The sequence below is a fragment of the Stenotrophomonas sp. pho genome (assembly GCF_006228405.1).
Classification (GTDB): domain Bacteria; phylum Pseudomonadota; class Gammaproteobacteria; order Xanthomonadales; family Xanthomonadaceae; genus Stenotrophomonas; species Stenotrophomonas sepilia.
In genome coordinates, this window is sequence record NZ_CP029759.1 from 3,854,976 (window position 1) to 3,876,009 (window position 21,034).

The 21,034-nt window shown below is 67.1% G+C and carries 22 protein-coding genes; 8 read left to right on the forward strand and 14 right to left on the reverse strand.

Features of this window, described 5'->3' with window-relative positions:
- The first annotated feature begins 33 nt into the window (after positions 1-33).
- Positions 34-1,026, forward strand: a complete 993-nt coding sequence (locus tag DL544_RS17915; protein ID WP_065186221.1) for a Gfo/Idh/MocA family protein — start codon at positions 34-36, stop codon at positions 1,024-1,026.
- A 96-nt stretch (positions 1,027-1,122) separates the two neighbouring features.
- On the opposite strand, the gene hslU is transcribed toward DL544_RS17915, so the two are convergent.
- The 8 genes from hslU to DL544_RS17955 all read right to left on the reverse strand — a co-directional run bounded on the left by hslU (position 1,123) and on the right by DL544_RS17955 (position 8,577).
- Positions 1,123-2,496, reverse strand: a complete 1,374-nt coding sequence (gene hslU / locus DL544_RS17920) for an ATP-dependent protease ATPase subunit HslU (protein WP_065178024.1) — start codon at positions 2,494-2,496, stop codon at positions 1,123-1,125.
- A gap of 102 nt (positions 2,497-2,598) precedes the next feature.
- Complete coding sequence (gene hslV / locus DL544_RS17925) at positions 2,599-3,150, reverse strand: ATP-dependent protease subunit HslV (protein WP_005411093.1); 552 nt, start codon at positions 3,148-3,150, stop codon at positions 2,599-2,601.
- Positions 3,151-3,235: 85 nt separating this feature from the next.
- Positions 3,236-4,132 (reverse strand): tyrosine recombinase XerC, encoded by an 897-nt coding sequence (gene xerC, locus DL544_RS17930; RefSeq protein ID WP_005419436.1) that lies wholly within the window; start codon positions 4,130-4,132, stop codon positions 3,236-3,238.
- Between the two features lie 16 nt (positions 4,133-4,148).
- Positions 4,149-4,823, reverse strand: coding sequence for a DUF484 family protein (locus tag DL544_RS17935; RefSeq protein WP_005419445.1), 675 nt, complete (start codon positions 4,821-4,823; stop codon positions 4,149-4,151).
- A complete protein-coding gene (gene dapF / locus DL544_RS17940; protein WP_139727686.1) occupies positions 4,820-5,671 on the reverse strand; it encodes a diaminopimelate epimerase in 852 nt (283 codons plus the stop codon). The genes DL544_RS17935 and dapF overlap by 4 nt, the downstream gene beginning before the upstream one ends.
- A complete protein-coding gene (gene lptM / locus DL544_RS17945; RefSeq protein ID WP_065186220.1) occupies positions 5,664-5,936 on the reverse strand; it encodes an LPS translocon maturation chaperone LptM in 273 nt (90 codons plus the stop codon). Before lptM ends, dapF begins: the two co-directional genes overlap by 8 nt.
- A gap of 82 nt (positions 5,937-6,018) precedes the next feature.
- Positions 6,019-6,447 carry a YbaN family protein gene (locus tag DL544_RS17950; RefSeq protein ID WP_065186219.1) on the reverse strand — a complete coding sequence of 143 codons (429 nt, stop codon included), beginning with the start codon at positions 6,445-6,447 and terminating at the stop codon, positions 6,019-6,021.
- A 54-nt stretch (positions 6,448-6,501) separates the two neighbouring features.
- Entirely contained in the window at positions 6,502-8,577 is a 2,076-nt protein-coding gene (locus DL544_RS17955; protein ID WP_414603819.1) for a S9 family peptidase, read from the reverse strand.
- On the opposite strand from DL544_RS17955, the gene DL544_RS22575 reads away from it, so the two are divergent.
- Together DL544_RS22575 and DL544_RS17960 are read left to right on the forward strand one after the other, a co-directional pair.
- Complete coding sequence (locus DL544_RS22575) at positions 8,552-8,620, forward strand: hypothetical protein (RefSeq protein ID WP_353088925.1); 69 nt, start codon at positions 8,552-8,554, stop codon at positions 8,618-8,620. The two genes, DL544_RS17955 and DL544_RS22575, sit on opposite strands and share 26 nt — an antisense overlap.
- A gap of 136 nt (positions 8,621-8,756) precedes the next feature.
- A complete protein-coding gene (locus DL544_RS17960; protein ID WP_065186217.1) occupies positions 8,757-9,950 on the forward strand; it encodes a pyridoxal phosphate-dependent aminotransferase in 1,194 nt (397 codons plus the stop codon).
- Positions 9,951-10,020: 70 nt separating this feature from the next.
- Here the strand turns inward: DL544_RS17960 and DL544_RS17965 are convergent, their stop codons facing one another.
- Both DL544_RS17965 and DL544_RS17970 read right to left on the reverse strand, forming a co-directional pair.
- On the reverse strand, positions 10,021-12,117 hold the full coding sequence (locus DL544_RS17965) for a prolyl oligopeptidase family serine peptidase (protein ID WP_139727688.1): 2,097 nt from the start codon (positions 12,115-12,117) through the stop codon (positions 10,021-10,023).
- Positions 12,118-12,186: 69 nt separating this feature from the next.
- Positions 12,187-12,486, reverse strand: coding sequence for a hypothetical protein (locus tag DL544_RS17970; RefSeq protein ID WP_065178019.1), 300 nt, complete (start codon positions 12,484-12,486; stop codon positions 12,187-12,189).
- 128 nt (positions 12,487-12,614) lie between these two features.
- Between DL544_RS17970 and DL544_RS17975 the strand changes: the two genes are divergently transcribed.
- Entirely contained in the window at positions 12,615-13,214 is a 600-nt protein-coding gene (locus DL544_RS17975; RefSeq protein WP_005419460.1) for a lipocalin family protein, read from the forward strand.
- Positions 13,215-13,306: 92 nt separating this feature from the next.
- Here the strand turns inward: DL544_RS17975 and DL544_RS17980 are convergent, their stop codons facing one another.
- The 3 genes from DL544_RS17980 to DL544_RS17990 all read right to left on the reverse strand — a co-directional run bounded on the left by DL544_RS17980 (position 13,307) and on the right by DL544_RS17990 (position 16,076).
- Positions 13,307-13,996, reverse strand: a complete 690-nt coding sequence (locus DL544_RS17980) for a methionine ABC transporter permease (RefSeq protein WP_014038544.1) — start codon at positions 13,994-13,996, stop codon at positions 13,307-13,309.
- The gene (locus tag DL544_RS17985) at positions 13,993-15,000 is read right to left on the reverse strand and encodes a methionine ABC transporter ATP-binding protein (protein WP_033834529.1); all 1,008 of its coding nucleotides are present in this window, start codon (positions 14,998-15,000) and stop codon (positions 13,993-13,995) included. The genes DL544_RS17980 and DL544_RS17985 overlap by 4 nt, the downstream gene beginning before the upstream one ends.
- Positions 15,001-15,179: 179 nt before the next feature.
- Positions 15,180-16,076, reverse strand: coding sequence for a DMT family transporter (locus tag DL544_RS17990; RefSeq protein ID WP_005419466.1), 897 nt, complete (start codon positions 16,074-16,076; stop codon positions 15,180-15,182).
- A 143-nt stretch (positions 16,077-16,219) separates the two neighbouring features.
- Here DL544_RS17990 and DL544_RS17995 point away from each other — a divergent pair, with 143 nt between their 5' ends.
- The 3 genes from DL544_RS17995 (at position 16,220) to DL544_RS18005 (ending at position 18,169) form a co-directional block, all read left to right on the forward strand.
- Entirely contained in the window at positions 16,220-16,702 is a 483-nt protein-coding gene (locus tag DL544_RS17995) for a YajQ family cyclic di-GMP-binding protein (RefSeq protein ID WP_005419468.1), read from the forward strand.
- A 100-nt stretch (positions 16,703-16,802) separates the two neighbouring features.
- Positions 16,803-17,369: a DUF1415 domain-containing protein gene (locus DL544_RS18000; protein ID WP_033834530.1), complete on the forward strand. Its 567-nt coding sequence runs from the start codon at positions 16,803-16,805 to the stop codon at positions 17,367-17,369.
- Positions 17,366-18,169, forward strand: coding sequence for an SDR family oxidoreductase (locus DL544_RS18005; RefSeq protein WP_139727690.1), 804 nt, complete (start codon positions 17,366-17,368; stop codon positions 18,167-18,169). The genes DL544_RS18000 and DL544_RS18005 overlap by 4 nt, the downstream gene beginning before the upstream one ends.
- A 102-nt stretch (positions 18,170-18,271) precedes the next feature.
- Here DL544_RS18005 and DL544_RS18010 read toward each other — a convergent pair whose 3' ends face one another.
- The gene (locus DL544_RS18010; protein ID WP_033835682.1) at positions 18,272-20,302 is read right to left on the reverse strand and encodes a M3 family metallopeptidase; all 2,031 of its coding nucleotides are present in this window, start codon (positions 20,300-20,302) and stop codon (positions 18,272-18,274) included.
- A gap of 165 nt (positions 20,303-20,467) precedes the next feature.
- On the opposite strand from DL544_RS18010, the gene DL544_RS18015 reads away from it, so the two are divergent.
- The gene (locus DL544_RS18015) at positions 20,468-20,872 is read left to right on the forward strand and encodes a hypothetical protein (RefSeq protein ID WP_005419475.1); all 405 of its coding nucleotides are present in this window, start codon (positions 20,468-20,470) and stop codon (positions 20,870-20,872) included.
- Positions 20,873-21,034: the final 162 nt, after the last annotated feature.

Consider the following 21,034-nt stretch of genomic DNA (forward strand, 5'->3'; position numbering starts at 1 on the left):
CCGCCACCGCAGCCCCACTGTGAGGACAGACCCATGATCCTGGACAACGTGGTGTGGGGCTTCATCGGCTGCGGCAGCGTCACCGAGAAGAAGAGCGGCCCCGCCCTGGCCAGCACACCCGGCTCACGGGTGGCGGCGGTCATGCGCCGCAATGCCGCATTGGCCGAAGACTATGCGCGGCGCCACGCGGTGCCACGCTGGTACACGGATGCCGACGCGCTGATCGGCGATCCGGACGTGAACGCGGTGTACGTTGCAACACCGCCCTCCACGCACATGCAGTACGCATTGCAGGCGATTGCGGCGGGCAAGCCGGTCTATATCGAGAAACCCATGGCCCTGGACCTCGCCGAATGCGAGCGCATCCTGGAAGCCAGTGCACGCCGTGGCGTGCCCGTGTTCGTCGCCTACTACCGCCGCGCCCTGCCCCGATTCGCGCAGGTGAAGCAGCTGCTGGACAGCGGCGCGATCGGTACACCGCGCAGCGTTCGCGCCACCCTGCATCGGCCGCATTCGGTGAACGCCGCATCGCCGGACTTCTGGCGGACCAATCCCGCAATCTCCGGCGGCGGGCTGTTCGTCGATCTGGGCTCGCACACCCTGGACCTGCTCGATCATCTACTGGGGCCGCTGAGCGATGTGCGCGGCCTGGCCAGTTCGTTGACCGGCGCTTATGCCGCCGAGGACAGCGTTTCGATGTGCTTCCGCACTGGAGCGGGCGCGCACGGCATCGCGCAATGGAGCTTCTGCGCGTTCCGCCGCCAGGATGAGATCGAGATCACCGGCGACCGCGGCCAGCTGCGCTTTGCGACCTTCGAGGATGTTCCGGTGGTGCTGGAGACCGGAGCCGGTGTGCAGGCCTTCGACATTCCCAACCCGTCGTCGATCCAGCAACCGTTGATTGCCTCTCTCGTGGATGAACTGCGCGGCAACGGGCACTCGCCCTCGGACGGCATCAGCGCCGCCCGCACCAGTGCGGTGATCGATCAGGTACTGCAGGCCTACCGCACGCGGCAATCGCGCTGACCGCCAACGCAAAAGGCCGCCTTTCGGCGGCCTTTTCTGTTGCAGCGGATGGCGTCAGGGCCCTCGCCGTGGCGAGGGATCCGACCGGATCGGGCGTTACAGGATGTAGCGGCTCAGGTCCGGGTCCTGCACCAGCTCACCCAGGTGTGCATCGACGTAGGCGCTGTCGATGGCCAGGGTTTCGCCATCGCGGTCCGGTGCCTCGTAGCTGAGCGAATCCAGCAGGCGTTCCAGCACTGTATGCAGGCGTCGGGCACCGATGTTCTCCTGGCGCTCGTTCACCTGGAAGGCGATTTCGGCCAGGCGGTCGATGGCATCGGCGGTGAAGCTGACCTTGACACCTTCAGTGGCCAGCAGCGCTTCGTACTGCTTGGTCAGCGCGGCCTTCGGCTCGGTCAGGATGCGCACGAAGTCATTCTTGCTCAGCGCCCCCAGTTCCACGCGGATCGGGAAACGGCCCTGCAGCTCCGGAATCAGGTCGCTGGGCTTGGCCAGGTGGAACGCGCCCGACGCGATGAACAGGATGTGGTCCGTCTTGATCGTGCCGTACTTGGTGGACACATTGGAGCCTTCCACCAGCGGCAGCAGGTCGCGTTGCACGCCTTCGCGGGACACGTCGCCACCGCCCACGTTGTCACCACGCTTGGCGACCTTGTCGATCTCATCGATGAAGACGATGCCGTGCTGCTCGCACGCCTCGATTGCGGCGGTACGGATGTCATCCTCGTTGACCAGCTTGCCCGCTTCTTCCTCGATCAGCAGCGGGCGCGCGGCCTTGATGGTCAGCGTGCGCTTGTGCGCCTTCGCGCCGCCGCCGAGGTTGGCGAACATCGACTTCAGCTGCTGGCCCATTTCCTCCATGCCCGGCGGGGTCATGATGTCCATGCTGACATTGGCCGCCAGGTCGAGCTCGATCTCACGCTCGTCCAGCTCACCGTTGCGCAGCATCTTGCGGAACTTGATGCGGGTCTCGTTGTCCTGCGCCGACGGTTCGTTGCGGGCGACTTCAGGATCGAAACCGATGCCGCCGCTACGACGCGGCAGCAGCGCATCGAGGATGCGGTCTTCGGCGCGTTCTTCGGCCTGGGTACGCACGCGCACCTTGGCCTGTTCGCGATAGAGCTTGACCGCGGTGTCGGCCAGGTCACGGATGATCTGCTCGACGTCCTTGCCGACGTAGCCCACTTCGGTGAAGCGGGTGGCTTCGACCTTCACGAACGGTGCGTTGGCCAGCGTGGCCAGGCGGCGCGCGATCTCGGTCTTGCCGACACCGGTCGGGCCGATCATCAGGATGTTCTTCGGCATCACTTCATTGCGCAGCTCCGCCGGCAGCTGCATGCGACGCCAGCGGTTGCGCAGGGCGATGGCCACCGCGCGCTTGGCGTCGTGCTGGCCCACGATGTGCCTGTCCAGTTCCTGCACGATCTCGCGCGGGGTCATGGTGGCGGAGGAAACTTCGATCTTCGACATGGTTGTGCTCACGGATTCATTGTCGGTAGTGCCGGCCGCTGGCCGGCAACCAGGCACGCGTGCGGGGGACATGAGGTTGCCGGCCAGCAGCCGGCACGACCCTCACAGCTCCTCGACCACCACGTTGCGGTTGGTGTAGATGCAGATGTCGCCGGCAATGCCGATCGCTTCACTGGCGATGGTGCGTGCATCCAGCTCGGTGTGCGCCATCAGCGCCCGCGCAGCCGAAAGGGCGTACGAACCACCGGAGCCGATGGCGATGATGCCGTCCTCCGGCTCGATCACATCACCGGTGCCGCTGATGATCAGCGAGGTTTCCTTGTCAGCCACTGCCAGCAGGGCTTCGAGCTTGCCCAGGCGGCGCTCGGTGCGCCAATCCTTGGCCAGCTCGACCGCGGCGCGCTGCAGCTGGCCGTGCTTTTCCAGCTTGGCCTCGAACAGCTCGAACAGGGTGAAGGCATCGGCAGCGGCACCGGCGAAGCCGGCCAGCACCTGGCCGTCGCGGCCAAGGCGGCGCACCTTGCGCGCGTTGCCCTTCATCACGGTGTGGCCCAGCGTGACCTGGCCGTCGCCGGCAATGGCCACGTGCTCGCCGCGACGGACGCAGACGATGGTGGTGGCGTGGAAAACGTTGGGGTTCTGACTGGGGTCCATGATGCCTCCGGGGTGACAGAACCAGAGGTGGGGACTGCGCTGCGCCCTTCAAGCCACCCGCGACCGGCTGACGCAGGGCCAACGTTCAGCTTTCTCCGCTGCCCTCGGTGCTGCGTCGACGCTTCGCGCGCGGATGCGCGGCGTCATAGACCTTGGCCAGGTGCTGGAAATCGAGGTGGGTATAGATCTGCGTGGTGGCGATGTCGGCATGGCCCAGCAGCTCCTGCACACCACGCAGGTCGCCGGACGATTCCAGGATGTGGCTGGCGAAACTGTGCCGCAGCATGTGCGGGTGCACCTGCTTGAACAGGCCCTGGCGCTGCGCCAGCTGGCGGATGCGGATCTGCACCGCACGCTGGCTGATTGGCCCGTTGCGACCGGGGAACACCGGCGATGCCGGACCACCGCCACTTTCCGCGCGCCACGCCTGCAGCGCTTCGCGTGCCGGCCGCCCGAACGGCACGCGGCGCTGGCGGTTGCCCTTGCCCAGCACGTTGACCAGCCCGCTGTCGAAATCCAGGTCGCGCCAGGTCAGCGCACAGACTTCGCTCAGACGCAGGCCGGAGGAATAGAACAGTTCCAGCAGCGCGCGGTCACGGCGGCCGAGCTCACCTTCCGGCTCCAGCTCGACCAGCTGCACCGCCTCATCGGCGTCGAGGACCTGTGGCAACCGGCGTGGCGCGCGCGGTGCCTTCAGCGTCGCTGCCGGACTGACCTCGATGTGCGCGTGCTTGAGCAGCCAGGCATAGAAGCTGCGGCAGGCCGACAGGCGGCGTTGCAGGCTCTTGGCCGACAGGCCGCGGCGATGCTCGTCGGCGACGAACTGGCGCAACGCATCGGCATCGAGCGCCTCCACCGCTACGCCACGCGGTTCGGCCCAGACCGCTAGCGCGTCCAGGTCGCGGCGGTAGGCGTCAAGCGTATGCGCCGACATCCGCCGCTCCACCTGCAGATGCTGCAGGAAGGCCTGTACCGCGCTCATCGTCGTCCGGTCCTGCTTAGTCGTGGAAGCGCTTCAGGCCAGTGGCCAGGGCGTCGCCCATCATGCGCAGGAACAGCGTGCCCATGCCCGGGTAGAAGCGGTTCGGGTCGTGGCTGCCGACTGCGATCAGGCCGACGCCCGGCAACGGCAGCAGCGCGGTGGTCTGCACTTCCTCGCTGCGCACGCCGTACAGGACGGCATTCTTTTCCGGCTGCAGGCGGCCGCAGATCGGCTCGCCGTCGTTCAGGCAATCGCGGAACGGGCCCAGTTGCGGATCATCGGCAGCAATCACCTGCAGCCAGTCGGCCTGTTCCAGCCCGGCCACCGGCGCATGCACCACCAGCCGCACCAGGTCGCCGGCGAAGTCTTCCTGCAGCGATGCGGCCATCGCGCGCAGGGTATCGGCCGCGTTGTCCTGCTTCATCAGTGCCAGGGTCAGCTGGTGCGTGCGCACCGCAAGGCGTTCATTGACCTGGGCGGTGGCGCCCAGATCGGCCAACCGTCGTGCCAGCTCGCGGTTCTTCTCGCGCAGCACTTCCAGCTGGTAGCTGGCCAGCGATGCGGTCGGGCCGTCATCGCGCGGCACCACCAGGGTCAGGGCCAGGTCCGGAAACTGCTTGAGGAAGCCGGGATGTCGCCGCAACCAGGCAGCGACTTCATGGGCCCCGAGCTTGTCGACGGTTTCGGTCATGCCATCCACTCCCCTTCGAAGACGAATGCGGTCGGGCCCGCCATCACCACCGGCTGGCCATTGCCCGGCCACTGGATGCGCAGGTCACCTCCGGGCAGGCTGATGCGCGCATCGCGCTGCAGGCGGCCGCGCTGCATCAGGGTCACGGCGGCGGCGCAGGCGCCACTGCCGCAGGCCAGGGTCTCGCCGACACCGCGCTCGAACACGCGCAGGCGGGCGTGGGCCGGGCTCATCACCTGGGCGAAGCCCACGTTCACCGAGCGCGGGAACGACGCGTGCTGCTGCAGCAGCGAACCCACGCGTTCAACCGGAGCGGCATCGATCAAGCCCACTTCGATCACCGCATGCGGGTTGCCCATCGACACCGCAGCAAAGCGGACGCTCTCGCCCTGCAGCGGCAGCAGGTATTCCTCGCGCGGGTGGGCGAAGCCCATCAGCGGCACGTTGGCCGGCTCGAAGGCAGGCACGCCCATCGTCACCGCAAACTGCCCTTCACCCAGCACCTTCACCTCATGGCTGGCCAGCGGGCTGTCGATGACGAATGCATCGCCCTGCGCGCTGCCCTCGCGCACCAGCCAGGCCGCGATGCAGCGCGCGCCATTGCCGCACTGCTCGGAATTGGAACCGTCGGCGTTCCAGATGCGGTACGAGGCCACCGAGCCTTCCGCACGTGGCGCCTCGATGGTCAGGATCTGATCGCAGCCGACGCCGGTGTGGCGGTCGGCCAGGCGCGCGGCCAGTTCAGGCGTGGGCGGCGCAGTACCGTCACGCAGGTCGATCACTACGAAGTCATTGCCCGCGCCATGCATCTTGCTGAAGCGCAAGGCCCTGGAACCGGCCTTACTCATTCCCGACGCCCGCCTTCTTCGCTGGCGCGGGTGCCGGCTGAGTGGTCGTTGCAGCCGGGTCGACGGTCGTGGTGGGGGCAACGGCGCCCTGGGCCTCCGCCGGGGTCGCCTCGGTGGCGGGCTCGGCAGCGGGTTCGACGGTTTCCTCCACCGGCACCGGCTTCTGCGGCAGTACCAGCGGGCCCTTGTTGCCGCAGGCGGCGAGGAGCAGCAGCGAGGCCGCTGCCAGCGGAATCAGGATGGCGTTTCGATGGGGGATCTTCATGCCCCGAGTATAGCCATTGGCGGCTGAGCGGTTGGTGCAGGGAATCGGGTTGCCGGCCAGCGGCCGGCACTACCGCCGGCGCTCAATCTGTGGGCGGTGGCGGCAACGGCCGCGTCCACAGCCAGATTGCGACCACGGTCATGCTGCCGATCGAGAACCACTTCACCCAGGCGATCGGCACGCACCACAGCATGATGGCGGCACACACCGCCATGGTGATCGTGGCCATCCACTTGCCATGGCGGCTGACCGCCCCGTGTGCCTGCCAGTTGGCGATGGCCGGGCCGAAGCGCGGGTGCTGCAGCAGCCAGGTGTGCAGGCGTTCGGACCCACGTGACGCAGCCCACGCCGAGATCAGGATGAATACGGTGGTCGGAAGGCCCGGCACGAAGATGCCGACGATGCCGGTGCCCAGGCTGACATAGGCCAGCAGCCACCACGCCCAGCGGAAACGCACCACGCGCGGTGGCGTGGCGGTATCGCGGGATGCGGAGGGCTCGGGCAGGCTCATGGCCGCAAGGATAACGGTTCGGGGTGCCCGGCAACGCCCGGCACCCCTTCGCCGTTACGGCTGGGCGATGCCCAGCTGCTGCAGCACGAACGCGTACGACTCGGACAGCTCGCGGTAGCGCTGGAAGCGCCCCGACTTGCCGCCATGGCCGGCTTCCATGTTGGTGCGGAACAGGATCGGGTAGGGGCCGGTGTTGTGATCACGCAGCTTGGCCACCCACTTGGCCGGCTCCCAGTACTGCACCTGCGAATCCCACAGGCCGGTACCCACGAACAGCGCCGGGTACGCCTGCTGCTTCACATTGTCGTAGGGCGAGTAGGACAGCATGTAGTCGTAATACGGCTTCTGCTCCGGGTTGCCCCACTCATCGTATTCGTTGGTGGTCAGCGGAATGGTCGGGTCGAGCATGGTGGTGACCACGTCGACGAACGGGACCTGCGCCACCATCACCCGGTAATCCTGCGGCGCCTGGTTGGCCACCGCGCCCATCAGCAGGCCACCGGCGCTGCCGCCGGACGCAGCGACGCGATCCTTCGCCGCCCAGCCCTGTGCGACCAGGCCGCGGGTGACGTCGATGAAGTCGTTGAAGGTGTTCTGCTTGTGCAGCAGCTTGCCGTTCTCGTACCAGTCGCGGCCCATTTCCTGGCCACCGCGGATATGGGCAATGGCATACACCACGCCGCGGTCGAGCAGGCTCACCGCGGTCTGGTTGAAGTACGGGTCCATCGACATCCCGTAGCTGCCATAGGCGTACTGGAACAGTGCGCCCTTTCCATCCTTCTGGTAGCCCTTGCGGTAGACCAGCGACACCGGCACCTTCACGCCATCGCGCGCGGTGATCCAGACGCGGTCGGTTTCATACTTCGATGCGTCATAGCCGATCACCGGCTGCACCTTCAGCTGGCGACGCTCACCGGTGGCGGTGTTCAGCTCGAATACCGTGGTCGGCGTGGTCATCGAGGTGTACACGTAGCGCAGCCACGGCGTCTCGGCTTCGGTGTTGTCACCCAGGCCCATCGAGTAGGCCGGTTCATCGGCCTTCACGTAGTCGCTGCGGCCGTCCTTGAACAGCAGGCGGATGCGCTCCAGGCCCTCGGAGCGTTCGGCGATGGCGGTATAACCCTCGAACAGCTCGAAGCCTTCGATGAACACCGCCTCGTCGTGCGCGATCCAGTCCTTCCACTGCGCGCGCGAGGTGGCGTCGGTCGGTGCGGTGACCAGCTTGAAGTTCTTCGCGCCATCGTTGGTGCGGATCACCCAGCGGCCATCGTAGTGGTCGGCGTCGTACTCGACGTCACGCTGGCGCGGCGCCAGCACGGCGAAGGTGGTGGGGTCGCTGGCCGGCGCGTAGCGCTCTTCGGAGGACACGGTGCTGTGCACGCCGATGGTGATGAAGCGATCGTCACGGGTGCGGCCGATGCCCATGTAGAAGCTGTCGTCCTTCTCTTCGTAGACGACGGTGTCGGCGCTGGCCGGGGTGCCCAGCACGTGCTTCTTCACGCGCACGGTCAGCAGCGTTTCCGGATCGTTCTCGACGTACAGCACGGTGCGGTTGTCATCGGCCCAGACCAGGTCGCCGGAGCTGCCGGTGATGACGTCGGGCAGCACCTGGCCGGTCCGCAGGTCCTTGAAACGGAGGGTGTACTGGCGGCGGCCGACGTCATCCTCGGCCCATGCCAGCAGCTGGTTGTCCTGGCTCACTTCCATCGCGCCGACGTTGAAGTAGCCCTTGCCGGCGGCCATCGCGTTGACGTCGAGCAGGATTTCCTCGGCGGCCTCCATGCTGCCCTTGCGGCGGGCGTGGATCGGGTAGTCCTGGCCGGTCTCGAAGCGGCTGTAGTACCAGTAGCCGCGCTCACGCGCCGGAACGCTGGAATCGTCCTGCTTGATGCGGCCGACGATCTCCTTGTACAGGGTGTCTTCCAGCGGCTTCAGCGGCGCCAGCAACTGGTCGGCGTAAGCGTTCTCGGCCTGCAGGTAGGCCAGCATGTCCTTGTTCTCGCGCTTGTCGTCGCGCAGCCAGTAATAGTCATCGTTGCGGGTCGCGCCAAACGGCGCCTTGACCACATGCGGGTGCCGGGCGGCATCCGGCGGAACGGGCGGAGTGGCAGCGGTAGCAGTCGTGGTCATCAGGCTGGCAAGCAACAGGCAAAGGGTGGATTTCATGAAGTAAGGCTCCAGGCGCGTCAATGCAATGGTCTTCGGCGGGGTCAGATCCCTTTTCCCGAAAAGGGATCTGACCCCAATCCCTGCAATGCGGCAACCCTGCGGATCGTCATGGGTCATGCCGGCCGGCGTACCATGGGCACATGAGTACCCTGCCCCACACGCCGGGCTACAGCCGGCGCAGCCATGAAATCGCCCCGTTCCATGTGATGTCCCTGCTGGCCCGCGCGCAGGCGCTGGAACAGGCCGGCCACGATGTGATCCACCTGGAAATCGGCGAACCGGACTTCACTACGGCCGAACCGGTCGTGCGGGCCGGCCAGGCCGCACTGGCCGCCGGCCATACCCGCTACACCGCCGCACGTGGCCTGCCGGCCCTGCGCCAGGCGATCAGCGGTTTCTATCGCAGCCACTACGGTCTGGACATCGATCCTGAGCGCATCCTGGTCACCCCGGGTGGGTCCGGTGCGCTGCTGCTGGCCAGCAGCCTGCTGGTCGATCCCGGCCGCCACTGGCTGCTGGCCGACCCCGGCTACCCCTGCAACCGCCACTTCCTGCGCCTCGTCGAAGGCGGCGCACAGCTGGTGCCGGTCGGCCCGGACACTGCGTACCAGCTCACGCCGTCCCTGGTGGAACAGCATTGGAATGCCGACAGCGTCGGCGCGCTGGTTGCCTCACCGGCCAACCCGACCGGCACGGTGCTCTCCGCCGACGAACTGGCTGCACTGTCGCAGACCCTGCACGCGCGGGGCGGCCACCTGGTGGTGGACGAGATCTATCACGGCCTGACCTACGGCCTGGACGCGCCCAGCGTGCTGCAGGTGGACGACAACGCATTCGTACTGAACAGTTTTTCCAAGTACTTCGGCATGACCGGGTGGCGGCTGGGCTGGCTGGTGGCGCCGCCGTCCGCAGTACCGGATCTGGAGAAGCTGGCGCAGAACCTGTACATCAGCGCCTCGAGCATCGCCCAGCACGCCGCGCTCGCCTGCTTCAGCGAGGAGTCCATGGCGATCTTCGAGCAGCGCCGCGACGCGTTCCGCCAGCGTCGCGACTTCCTGCTGCCGGCACTGCGTGAGCTGGGCTTCCGTATCGAAGTCGAGCCACAGGGCGCGTTCTACCTGTACGCCGACGTCAGTGCATTCACCGACGACGCGCAGGCATTCTGCGCGCATTTCCTGGAAACCGAGCACGTGGCGTTCACCCCGGGCCTGGATTTCGGCTTCCATCGTGCCAACCAGCACGTGCGCCTGGCCTATACCCAGGAGGTACCGCGATTGCAGGAGGCGGTGGCGCGGATTGCGCGCGGATTGAAGCGTTGGCAGGGATCACGTTGACGGTAGTGCCGGCCGCTGGCCCTACCGGATAAGGAAAAACGCCGCCCTGGGGCGGCGTTTTCCGTTCTGCTTACTTGCCGCCCAACCGCTCCCACAGGAAGCTGTAGGCCAGTGCCGACATGTGCGCGGCCTGCGCGTTGTTGGCGGCGCCGCCGTGACCCCCTTCGATGTTCTCGTAGTAGGTCACGTCCTTGCCGGCGTCGATCATCTTCGCCGCCATCTTGCGGGCATGGCCCGGGTGCACGCGGTCGTCGCGGGTCGAGGTGGTGAACAGCACCGGCGGGTAGTTCTTCTTCGCGTTGAACAGGTGGTACGGCGAGAAGGTCTTGATGAACTCCCAGTCACTGGTATCCGGGTTGCCGTACTCGGCCATCCACGAGGCACCCGCCAACAGGTGGCTGTAGCGCTTCATGTCCAGCAACGGCACCTGCACCACCACCGCACCGAACAGCTCCGGGTACTGGGTCAGCATGTTGCCGGTCAGCAGGCCACCGTTGCTGCCGCCCTGCACGCCCAGGTGCTTGGCGCTGGTGATCTTGCGCTTGACCAGGTCCCGCGCCACCGCGGCCATGTCTTCGTAGGCCTTGTGGCGGTTCTGCTTCAGCGCCGCCTGGTGCCAGCGCGGGCCGTACTCGCCGCCACCACGGATGTTGGCCACCACGTACACGCCGCCCTTCTCCAGCCAGGCGCGGCCCATGCCACCGGAATAGCTCGGGGTCAGCGAGATCTCGAAGCCACCGTAGCCGTACAGCAGCGTCGGATTGGAGCCATCGAGCTTCATCGCCCTGTCGTGCACCACGAAGTACGGCACGCGGGTGCCGTCCTTGCTGGTGGCGAAGTGCTGCTCGATCACCTTGCCCTTGGCGTCGAAGAAGGCCGGCATGGTCTTCAGTGTTTCCGGGGCCTGGCCGATCTCGGCCAGCGCCAGCGTGGTCGGGGTCAGGTAGTCGGTGGCGGTCAGCCACACCGCGTCGCTGTCATTGCTGTCCACTGCAGCCACGCCCAGCGTGCCGAAGGCAGGTGCGCCGACGAAGCGGCTGGTCTGCCAGCCGTTGGCGCCCGGGGTCAGCACCGACAGGCGGTTCTTGACGTCGTCCAGCACGTTCAGCACCAGGTGGCTCCTGGTCCAGGTGGCGCTGGCCAGCGAGGTGGTCGCGGTCGGGGTGAACAGCACCTCGAAGTCGCGCTTGCCGGCCAGGAAGTCGTCCAGCTTCGTCGCCAGCAGCGAACCGGACGCATAGGTCTTGCCGCCCACGGTCCACGGATCGCGCAGCTCCAGGGTCAGCCACTGCTTGTGCAGGCCCTTCTCGGCCGAGTTCGGCGCGTCGATCTTGGTCAGCGTGCCGTCGTCGCCACGCAGGTAGAGCTCGTTGTTGTAGAACGCCAGCGTGCGGCTGACCAGGTTGCGCTCGAAGCCCGGGGTGTCATCGTGCATCGCCGCGATGTACATGTCTTCCGGCTTGCCTTCGTACACCGTCGTGGCCGAGGCCATCGGCGTGCCGCGCTTCCACAGCTTGGCCACGCGCGGATAGCCGGACGTGGTCATCGTGCCGGCACCGAAGTCGGTGTAGACGAACACGGTGTCGCGATCGACCCAGTTGAGGCCCCCCTTCGACTCCGGGCGGAAGAAGCCGTCCTTGATCCAGGTCTTGTTGACCAGGTCGAACTCGCGGGTGACGTCGGCGTCGGCGCCGCCGCGCGACAGCGCGATCAGGCAACGGCTGTAATCCGGGCGCAGGCAATCGGCACCGTGCCAGACCCAGTTCTCACCCTCGGCCTTGTTCAGTGCATCCAGGTCCAGCACGGTCTCCCACTGCGGCGACGCCTTGCGGTACTCGGCCAGGGTGGTGCGCCGCCACAGGCCGCGCTCGTGCTGCTGGTCCTTCCAGAAGTTGTAGTAGTAGTCGCCGATCTTCTGCACGCCCGGAATCTTGGCATCGGAGTCGAGCACCTCGCGGATGCGGGTCTCCATCTGCTTGAAGGCCGGGGTCTGCGCCAGGCGCGCCTCGGACTTGGCATTCTGTTCCTTGACCCAGGACAGCGGCTTGTCGCCGGTGACGTCCTCCAGCCAGGCGTAGCGGTCTGTATCCTCAGCGGCCACGGCGGTCCCCACCGAGGCAGCGGTCATCATGCCGGCCAACAGGCAGGCGGAAGCGAGTCGTGACATTGCAGCTCCAGGCAGTCATAAGCCGTGGAACGCTAGCACGGAATGCCGCGGCCTCCCCCGTGTCGAAGGTCAGGCCGTGGCCGCCGGGCCGCGCCGGCGACGCGCCTGTCCACCGGTACGCCGCACCTTCGGCAGCCCCGACAGGCGCGGCAGCGGGAAGCGCAGCAGCGCCCACCAGGCCGCGAGCGGCATGCCAATCAGCCACATCGGCAGCCAGCCCAACCACGCGCTGCTGCCACGTGCCGCTGGCCAGACCAGTACCAGCGCCAGTCCGGCCAGCGCCAGTTGCCGCACGCCACGCAGCAGGCGCGGGTCGGCGCGTTCGATGATGCGTTCAGTTGCAGGGCGACGGACGGAACGTGTGTTCATGGGCCTTCTCCGGTAGACAATGCAACACAGCTTGGGCAAGCCCCTTCTCACAGATTGCGACACCATTGACGGATCGCGCACGCTCAGTCGACCATGCTCAGGCAAAGCCCTCCTGAGCCCGCTCCCGCATGACTTCGATCCGCCCGCTCTGCGCCGTGTTGCTGGCCCTGTCCCTGGCGGGCCCCGCCATGGCGGTCGGTGAGCCGCCATCACCCCGTGCCAGCGTCCCGCGCGCCGATCCGGATGCCCCGATCGACCTCAAGCGCTTCATGGGCACTTGGTACGTGATCGGCCGCGTGCCGAACTTCATCGAACGCGGGCACGTCGCCAGCGTCAACGAGTACGAGTTGCGCGACGAGCACAAGGTCGGCATCACCTACCGCTACCGCGACGGCTTCGGCGAACCCCTGCAGGAGATCCGTGCACGCGCCAGCGTCGACCCGGACAGCGGCAACCACGGCTGGCGCACCTGGTTCTACCGCGTGGTGCCGACCCACTCCCGGGTGCTGGACGTCGCCCCGGATTATTCGTGGGCACTGATCGGCTACCCGGGCCGTGAGATGGCCTGGATCTTCTCGCGCACGCCGGACATGGACAAAGCGCTGTACAAGGAGCTGGCCGAGCGCCTGCGCGACGAGTACGGCGTGAACACCGACAAGCTCAAGCGCGTGCCGCAGCATCCGGAACAGGTCGGCAAGCTGGGCTACGAAGTACCGAACGCGCGTTGACCGCACGTGGAATTGCCGGCCAGCGGCCGGCACTACCGTTTCCAGGCAATGGGTAGAGCCGGCCGCTGGCCGGCTACCAGCAGGCGTAGCGGTTACTTGCGGCTGTAATGCGCGACCAGGCGGTCGCCGAGCATCTGCAGCAGCTGCACCAGGACCAGCAGCAGGACCACGGTGACCAGGGCCACGTCGGTGTGCGAACGCTGGTAGCCGTCGCGGAACGCCAGATCGCCCAGGCCGCCGGAACCGATGGCGCCGCCCATCGCGGTGAAACCGATCAGCGCGACGGTGGTCACCGTCGCACCGGCGATCAGGCCCGGGCGCGCTTCCGGCAGCAACACGCGGGTAACCAGCTGCCAGGTAGTGGCGCCCATTGCCTGGGTAGCTTCGATCACGCCGCGGTCAACCTCGCGCAACGCGGTCTCGACCAGGCGCGCATAGAACGGTGCGGCACCAATAACCAGCGGCACAATCGCACCACGCACGCCCAGCGACGTCCCCATCAGGAACAGGGTGACCGGAATCAGCACGATCATCAGAATGATGAAAGGCACTGAACGCAGCAGGTTCACCACCAGCGCCAGCACGCCATAGGCGAACGGCCGGCGCTTCATCTGCGGTGCGCCGAACAGGTACAGCAGCACACCCAGCGGCAGGCCGATGGCCAGGGTCAGCGGCAGCGAACCGAGCAGCATCAGCAGGGTGTCGATGGTGGCCTGGCCGATGTCGGCCCACTTGCCCGCATCCAGGTGGCGGAAGAAGCCGCCGGCAGTAGCGATGATCATCGACGCAGTTCCTCAACATGCACGCCGGCGGCCACGAACGCGGCCTGCGCGGCGGACTGGTCGCCGCCCACCAGGGCGACCACCAGCTGGCCATACGGGGTGTCCTTGATCCGGTCGATGCGGCCGGACAGGATGTTGTAGTCGACCCCGGTCTGCCGCGCGACACTGCCGAGCAGGGGTTCGTAGGTGTCGCCACCGAGGAAGGTCAGGCGCACGATACGGCCGCCAACGGCATCGAAATCACGGTGCAGCGCCCCCTCGTCCACATGCTCCGACTCACTGACGAAACGGCGGGTGGTCGGATGCTGCGGGTGCAGGAACACCCGGGTGACCGGACCGGTTTCGACCATCTGGCCGGCATCGAGCACCGCAACGCGGTCGCAGACACGGCGGATCACGTCCATCTCGTGGGTGATCAGCACAATGGTCAGGCCGAGCTCGCGATTGATCTTTGACAGCAGCGACAGCACCGAAGCGGTGGTCTGCGGATCGAGCGCACTGGTGGCCTCGTCGCACAGCAGGATCTGTGGACGGGTCGCCAGCGCGCGGGCGATACCGACGCGCTGCTTCTGGCCACCGGACAGCTGCGCCGGATACTTCTGCGCATGCGCTTCCAGGCCCACGGTCTGCAGCAGCTCGGCCACGCGCGCGTCGATTTCCGTCTTCGGCGTGCCGGCCAGTTCCAGCGGGAAGGCGACATTGCCCGCCACCGTGCGCGACGACAGCAGGTTGAAGTGCTGGAAGATCATGCCGATGCGCCGACGCAGCGCGCGCAGGCCGTCCGCGTCCAGCGCGGTGACATCCTCACCACCGATCAGCAGCCGGCCACCGCTGGGTTCTTCCAGGCGGTTGATCATGCGGATCAGGGTCGACTTGCCGGCGCCGGAATGGCCGATGATGCCGAAAACCTCACCGGCCTCGATGGTCAGGTCCAACGGTTGCAGCGCGCTGATCTCGCGGCCGGCAACGGCATAGGATTTGTGCAGGCGCTGGAACTCGATCACGGGCGTGGCTCACCGGCTGGGTGACGGAAGGGGGCGTGCAGCCTACCAGCGCAGGCGGTCGCGCGCCCGCGCCATGGGCCAGAATGTTATTCCTTTTGGTTCTAACGTACCTGCTCCGGCGCGGGTTCCGGGGTCGGATCCCCGCAGGGGCTCTGACCCCGCTTCCCGGCCAAACCGGTTCAGGGATGATCCAGCGGCTTCGGTGGTTCCTGCCGGTTGACCCGCTCGCGGTGCAGCAGGTAAAGCCCCGAAGCCACGATGATCGCCGCGCCCACCCAGGTATAGCCATCGGGCAGCTGGCCCCAGAAGGCCAGGTCCCAACCGATCACCCAGACCAGCCCGCTGTACTCCAACGGCGCGATCATCGAGGCCTCGCCCAGCTGGAAGGCCCTGGTCAGGGCGATCTGGCCCAGCGCCCCGGCCAGGCCCATGCCACCGATCAGCGGCGCATGTGCCAGCTGCAGCGGCACCCAGCCGGGTAGGGCCAGCAGGCCGGCACCGATGGCCATGATCACCAGGAACCAGACCACCATCGACTGCGAGGTATCGGTGCGGGTCAGCAGGCTGACCGTGATCGCCGCAATGGCATAGGCGGTGGCCGCAGCCAGCACCATCAGCCCCGGCACCGAGATGAAGCCATCGACGCCCGGCCGCAGCACCACCAGCACGCCGACCAGGCCAATCCCGATGGCGACCCAGCGCCGTGGCCCGACCCGCTCGCCCAGCAGCGGCACCGACAATGCGGCGATCAGCAGCGGGGCCACGAAATAGATGGTGTAGGCAGTGGACAACGGCAGGTCGCGCAGGGCGAACACGAAGCAGCCGATCATCGCCATGCCCAGCGCACCACGCAGCAGGTGCAGCCCCCAGCGGCGCGGCACCAGTGAACGCGGCCCGGCGCTGGCCAGCACCCAGACCAGCACGAACGGCAACGAGGCCGCGCCGCGCAGGAAGGTTACTTCCAGGGTGGGGTAGCTGGCCGACAGCTGCTTCATGCCAGCGTCCATCAGCGAGAAACAGGCGACTGCAGCGACCATCCAGGCCACCGCACGCGAAGGGGAGCGTTGCACGTTCATGGCCCATTATCGCCCGGTCGTCGCATTCTGTAGAGTTCGGCCGCTCTTCAAAAAGCAGCCGAGCGTGGGCTCGGTTCTACAAACGGCGGGCACGGGGCCCTCGCGATAGAATGGCTGCCACTGAATCCTGCGGAGCATCGCCCATGCCTTCCTTCGACGTCGTGTCCGAAGTCGACACCCACGAACTGACCAACGCCATCGACCAGGCCAACCGCGAACTGGCCACCCGCTTCGATTTCAAGGGCGTGGATGCCAAGTTCGAACGCGATGGCGATGTGATCAACCAGTTCGCGCCGACCGAATTCCAGCTCAAGCAGATGAACGACATCCTGCGTGCACGCCTGGCCGCGCGCGGCATCGACGTGCTCAGCCTGGAGTTCGGCGACATCGAGACCAACCTGGCCCAGGCCCGGCAGAAGATCACCGTCAAGCAGGGCATCGAGCAGAAGATCGCCAAGAAGATCGCCGCTGCGCTGAAGGAAGCCAAGCTGAAGGTTGAAAGCCAGATCAATGGCGACAAGCTGCGCGTGCAGGGCAAGAAGCGCGACGACCTGCAGGACGCCATCGCCGTGCTCAAGGCCGGCAAGTTCGAGTTGCCGCTGCAGTTCAACAATTTCCGCGATTGATCTGGCCGCCGGGCATGGCCCGGCGCCGGCACCTGCGGTACGACGGCGCGTTGCCAGCGACGCGCCTACAATGTCCGCCCCGCCAGCCGACGTGCCCGCCATGACCGACGCCCAACTGCCCACCGAGGACCCGATCGCCGCCACCCGCCTGTGGCTGGAACGCATCGTCATCGGCCTGAACCTGTGCCCGTTCGCCAAGGCGGTCTACGTGAAGGATCAGGTCCGCATCGTGCTCAGCGATGCGACCACGACGGAAGCCCTGGTTGAGCAGCTGGCCGAGGAACTGGTCCTGCTGCGTGATACGCCGGCCGAGCAGATCGATACCACGCTGATCGTGCATCCGCAGGTGCTGACCGATTTCCTCGACTACAACGACTTCCTCGACAACGCCGACGCGGCGATCGAGGCGCTGGACCTGCAGGGCATCCTGCAGGTGGCCAGCTTCCATCCGGATTACCAGTTCGAGGGCGTGGCTGCCGACGACGCCAGCAACTACACCAACCGCGCGCCCTTCCCCACCCTGCACCTGCTGCGCGAAGACAGCGTGGCGCGCGCGGTGGACGTCTATCCGGATCCGGATGTGATCGTCGAGCGCAACATCCAGACCCTGGACCGCATCGGCGTGGACGGCTGGCATCGCCGCCTGCGTGGCGAAGACCTGTCGTGAGCACGGTACCGCCGATTGCCGCTTGGCCGGCCGCGCCGCTGTCGGGCAAGGTGGTGCTGGTCACCGGCGGTGCCAACGGCATCGGCCGTGGCATCGCGCAGGCCGTGCTCGGCGCCGGTGGCCGCGTGCTGATCGGCGACCTCGACATGGAGGCCGGCGAGGCGTGCCTGGCGGAATGGCAGCGTGGTGAGGATGCCGTGTTCCAGCGCCTGGATATCACCGACGAAGCCAGCGTGCGCGCCTTCATCGCCGTGGCCCTGCAGCGTTTCGGCCGCATCGACGGGCTGGTCAACAACGCGGGGATTGCCAGCCCGCACGGCACGCTGCTGCAGGACATGGACTGGGACGAGTGGCAGCGCCGGCTGTCTTCGCTGCACGGCGCGTTCCTGTGCAGCAAGCATGCGTTGCCGGCGCTGACCGCCAGCGCCGCCGGTACAATCATCAACATCGCCTCGACCCGCGCCTGGCAATCCGAAGCACACAGCGAAGCCTATGCCGCAGCCAAGGGCGGACTGGTGGCGTTCACCCATGCGCTGGCGATCAGCAGCGGCCCGGCGGTGCGGGTGAACAGCATCAGTCCCGGCTGGATCGGCACCTGCGAGTGGCAGGCACCCTCACGCCGACACGCACCGGAGTATTCGGCCACCGACCATGCGCAACACCCGGTCGGCCGCGTCGGCCAGCCGGAGGACATCGGTGCGTTGGCCGTATACCTGCTGTCATCACTGTCCGGTTTCAGTACCGGCCAGGATTTCATCGTCGACGGCGGCATGACCCGGAAGATGATCTACGCCGAATGACCCGCCACCGGTAGTGCCGGCCGCTGGCCGGCATTCCGGTAGATCCACGCCATGCGTGGATGGCGGTGAAGTGCCAACCGGGGTTGGCACCTACCCGACGCCTTACGCCATGCCCGAGTGGCGCAGCAGCGCATCGATCTGCGGAGCACGGCCGCGGAAGGCCTTGAAGTTGTCCGCCGCCGGGCGGCTGCCACCGCGCGACAGGATCTCATCACGGAAGCGTGCACCGGTTTCAGCCAGTGCCTGCGGCGCTTCCTCGAAAGCGGCATAGGCGTCGGCGCTGAGTACCTCGGCCCACTTGTAGCTGTAGTAACCCGCGGCGTAACCGCCCGCAAAGATGTGGCTGAACTGGTGCGGGAAGCGGTTCCAGGCCGGCGGGTGGTTCACCGCCACTTCCGCGCGCACGCGGTCCAACAGTGCCAGCACGCTGTCCTGCGCTGGTTCGAACTGGCTGTGCAGCAGCATGTCGAACAGGCCGAACTCCAGCTGGCGGACGGTGGCCATGCCGCTGTGGAAGTTGCGCGCGGCCAGCATGCGCTCGTACAGCGCGCGCGGCAGCGGCTCGCCGCTGTCCACGTGCGCGGTCATCGCCTGCAAGTGATCCCATTCCCAGCAGAAGTTCTCCATGAACTGGCTGGGCAGCTCCACCGCATCCCATTCCACGCCGTTGATGCCGGCGACGCCCAGTTCGCCGATGCGGGTCAGCAGCTGGTGCAGGCCGTGGCCCATCTCATGGAACAGCGTGGTCACTTCGTTGTGGCTGAAGGTGGCCGGCTTGCCGTTGGCACCGCGGCCGAAGTTGCACACCAGGTAGACCAGCGGCGTCTGCACGCTGCCGTCGGTGCGCACGCGACGGTTGCGGCAATCATCCATCCACGCTCCGCCGCGCTTGCCCTCGCGGGCGTACAGGTCCAGGTAGAACTGGCCAACCAGCGCACCCTGCGCATCGACCAACCGGAAGAAGCGCACATCCTCGTGCCACACCGGCGCGCTGTCCTCCTGCACGCGCAGGCCGTACAGCTGCTCGATCACCGAGAACAGGCCGCCCAGTACCTTCGGCTCGGTGAAATACTGCTTCACCTCCTGCTCGGAATAGCTGTAACGCGCCTGCTTCAGGCGGTCGGCGGCGAAGGCCAGGTCCCAGGCCTGCAGGCTGTCGATGCCGAGCTGTTCGCGCGCGAACTGCTCCAGCTCGGCGCGGTCCCTGGCGGCGAACGGCTTGGCGCGCGCGGCCAGGTCACGCAGGAAACCGAGCACTTCGGCCGGGTCCTGCGCCATCTTGGTCGCCACCGAGTAATGGCCGTACGAATCGAAGCCGAGCAACGCAGCCAGTTCGGCGCGCAGGGCAAGGATGCGGTCGATGTTGCCGCTGTTGTCCAGTGCGTCATCGCCGAATTCGGACGCACGCTGGGCGCTGGCGCGGTACAGGATCTCGCGAAGGTCGCGGTCCTCGCCCCAGGTCTGCACCGGCAGGTAGCACGGCATCTGCAGGGTCAGTTTCCAGCCGGCCTTGCCGTCCTTCTGTGCTGCGGCATGCGCGGCGGCCTTCACGTCTTCCGGCAGGCCCTTCAGCCGCGCTTCGTCTTCGATGATCAGCGACCAGGCATCGGTAGCGTCGAGCACGTTCTGCGAGAACTTCGCCGACAGCGCCGACAGTTCTTCCTTGATCGCAGCAAAACGCTGCTGCGCCTCGGGCGCCAGCTCGGCGCCGCCCAGGCGGAAGTCGCGCAGGGTGTTGTCCAGCACCTTGCGCTGGGCTTCATCGAAATGCGCCGCCTCCGGGCTGGCGGCCAGCGCCTGGTACTGGCGGTAAAGCGCCAGGTTCTGCCCCAGCACACTGGCGAAGCGGGTCACCCGCGGCAGGTTGCTGTTGTAGGCCTCGCGCAGCTCCGGGGTGTTGACCACGCCCTGCAGGTGGCCGACCAGGCCCCAGGCGCGCCACAGGCGCTCGGTGGCATCGTCCAGCGGGGTCACGAAGGTCTGCCAGGTGACCGGCTGCACCTGCTCGGCTGCGCTGACGGCGGCTTCGGCCTCGGCCAGCAGCACATCCAGCGCCGGCGCCACGTGCTCGGGGCGGATCGCCTCGAAGCGCGGCAGGCCGGAAAAATCGAGCAGGGGGTTGGCAACGGTCACGGCAGGTCTCCAGAGTACGGGCCCGGCAGGCGGGCAGCCCGGTAGATATGGCGCTGCCAGGCATCGCTGACAAGGGGGCACGGTATTCACATCGGCCTTACGCGCGCCCCCCGAAGCTCTGGGTGCGGGGGAGTCCGCAGCGGCACGTACCGAACGAGGCCCCACATGGAAGGTCTGGCTGCAGTTGCATCCGCCTCACCGGCGCGGTCGCTGGCACTGTCTGCCAGCGCGGCCGAACTGGCCTGGATCGCCGCGCTGTGCGATGCCGGCGACGACGCCCCGCGCCACCTGCAGCAGTTGCAGGCGGTGCTGCAGCAGGGCGGCACGTTCAATGAAAGCCAGGAGTGGTACCCGTTCGAAGTAGTCGAGCGCGGCGCCAGCCAGCTGCAGCTGGGCCATGAGCGCGAGTTCGTGATCTGCGTGTTGCTGTGGTTGCAGGCATTGGCCCAGGGCCGCGCCAGCATCCTGGATCCCACCCTGCACCTGGATGACCGTGCGATGGACATCGAGGCGTTGCCCGATGCACTGCGCGACGCGGTGCTCGACGCCTTCACCGCGGCGGGATATTGAGACGCCCCGGCGACCGGGTAGAGTCGACTTTCGCGCGCAGCGCGGGATTTTCGCGACCTGAACGTAGAGCAGTCGACTAACAGTCGACTCTACCAATCGACGCACGCCTCTGCGGTGCCCCCCTGGCATCGCCGGCATGGCCCGGCGAGAGCGTCGTCCATG

Excerpts from the sequence above, each read along its gene's own strand:
- DL544_RS17915 (WP_065186221.1), top strand. The coding sequence starts at position 34 with ATGATCCTGGACAACGTGGTGTGGGGCTTCATCGGCTGCGGCAGCGTC.
- hslU (WP_065178024.1), bottom strand. The coding sequence starts at position 2,496 with ATGTCGAAGATCGAAGTTTCCTCCGCCACCATGACCCCGCGCGAGATC.
- hslV (WP_005411093.1), bottom strand. The coding sequence starts at position 3,150 with ATGGACCCCAGTCAGAACCCCAACGTTTTCCACGCCACCACCATCGTC.
- xerC (WP_005419436.1), bottom strand. The coding sequence starts at position 4,132 with ATGAGCGCGGTACAGGCCTTCCTGCAGCATCTGCAGGTGGAGCGGCGG.
- DL544_RS17935 (WP_005419445.1), bottom strand. The coding sequence starts at position 4,823 with ATGACCGAAACCGTCGACAAGCTCGGGGCCCATGAAGTCGCTGCCTGG.
- dapF (WP_139727686.1), bottom strand. The coding sequence starts at position 5,671 with ATGAGTAAGGCCGGTTCCAGGGCCTTGCGCTTCAGCAAGATGCATGGC.
- lptM (WP_065186220.1), bottom strand. The coding sequence starts at position 5,936 with ATGAAGATCCCCCATCGAAACGCCATCCTGATTCCGCTGGCAGCGGCC.
- DL544_RS17950 (WP_065186219.1), bottom strand. The coding sequence starts at position 6,447 with ATGAGCCTGCCCGAGCCCTCCGCATCCCGCGATACCGCCACGCCACCG.
- DL544_RS17955 (WP_414603819.1), bottom strand. The coding sequence starts at position 8,577 with ATGACCACGACTGCTACCGCTGCCACTCCGCCCGTTCCGCCGGATGCC.
- DL544_RS17960 (WP_065186217.1), top strand. The coding sequence starts at position 8,757 with ATGAGTACCCTGCCCCACACGCCGGGCTACAGCCGGCGCAGCCATGAA.
- DL544_RS17965 (WP_139727688.1), bottom strand. The coding sequence starts at position 12,117 with ATGTCACGACTCGCTTCCGCCTGCCTGTTGGCCGGCATGATGACCGCT.
- DL544_RS17970 (WP_065178019.1), bottom strand. The coding sequence starts at position 12,486 with ATGAACACACGTTCCGTCCGTCGCCCTGCAACTGAACGCATCATCGAA.
- DL544_RS17975 (WP_005419460.1), top strand. The coding sequence starts at position 12,615 with ATGACTTCGATCCGCCCGCTCTGCGCCGTGTTGCTGGCCCTGTCCCTG.
- DL544_RS17980 (WP_014038544.1), bottom strand. The coding sequence starts at position 13,996 with ATGATCATCGCTACTGCCGGCGGCTTCTTCCGCCACCTGGATGCGGGC.
- DL544_RS17990 (WP_005419466.1), bottom strand. The coding sequence starts at position 16,076 with ATGAACGTGCAACGCTCCCCTTCGCGTGCGGTGGCCTGGATGGTCGCT.
- DL544_RS17995 (WP_005419468.1), top strand. The coding sequence starts at position 16,220 with ATGCCTTCCTTCGACGTCGTGTCCGAAGTCGACACCCACGAACTGACC.
- DL544_RS18000 (WP_033834530.1), top strand. The coding sequence starts at position 16,803 with ATGACCGACGCCCAACTGCCCACCGAGGACCCGATCGCCGCCACCCGC.
- DL544_RS18015 (WP_005419475.1), top strand. The coding sequence starts at position 20,468 with ATGGAAGGTCTGGCTGCAGTTGCATCCGCCTCACCGGCGCGGTCGCTG.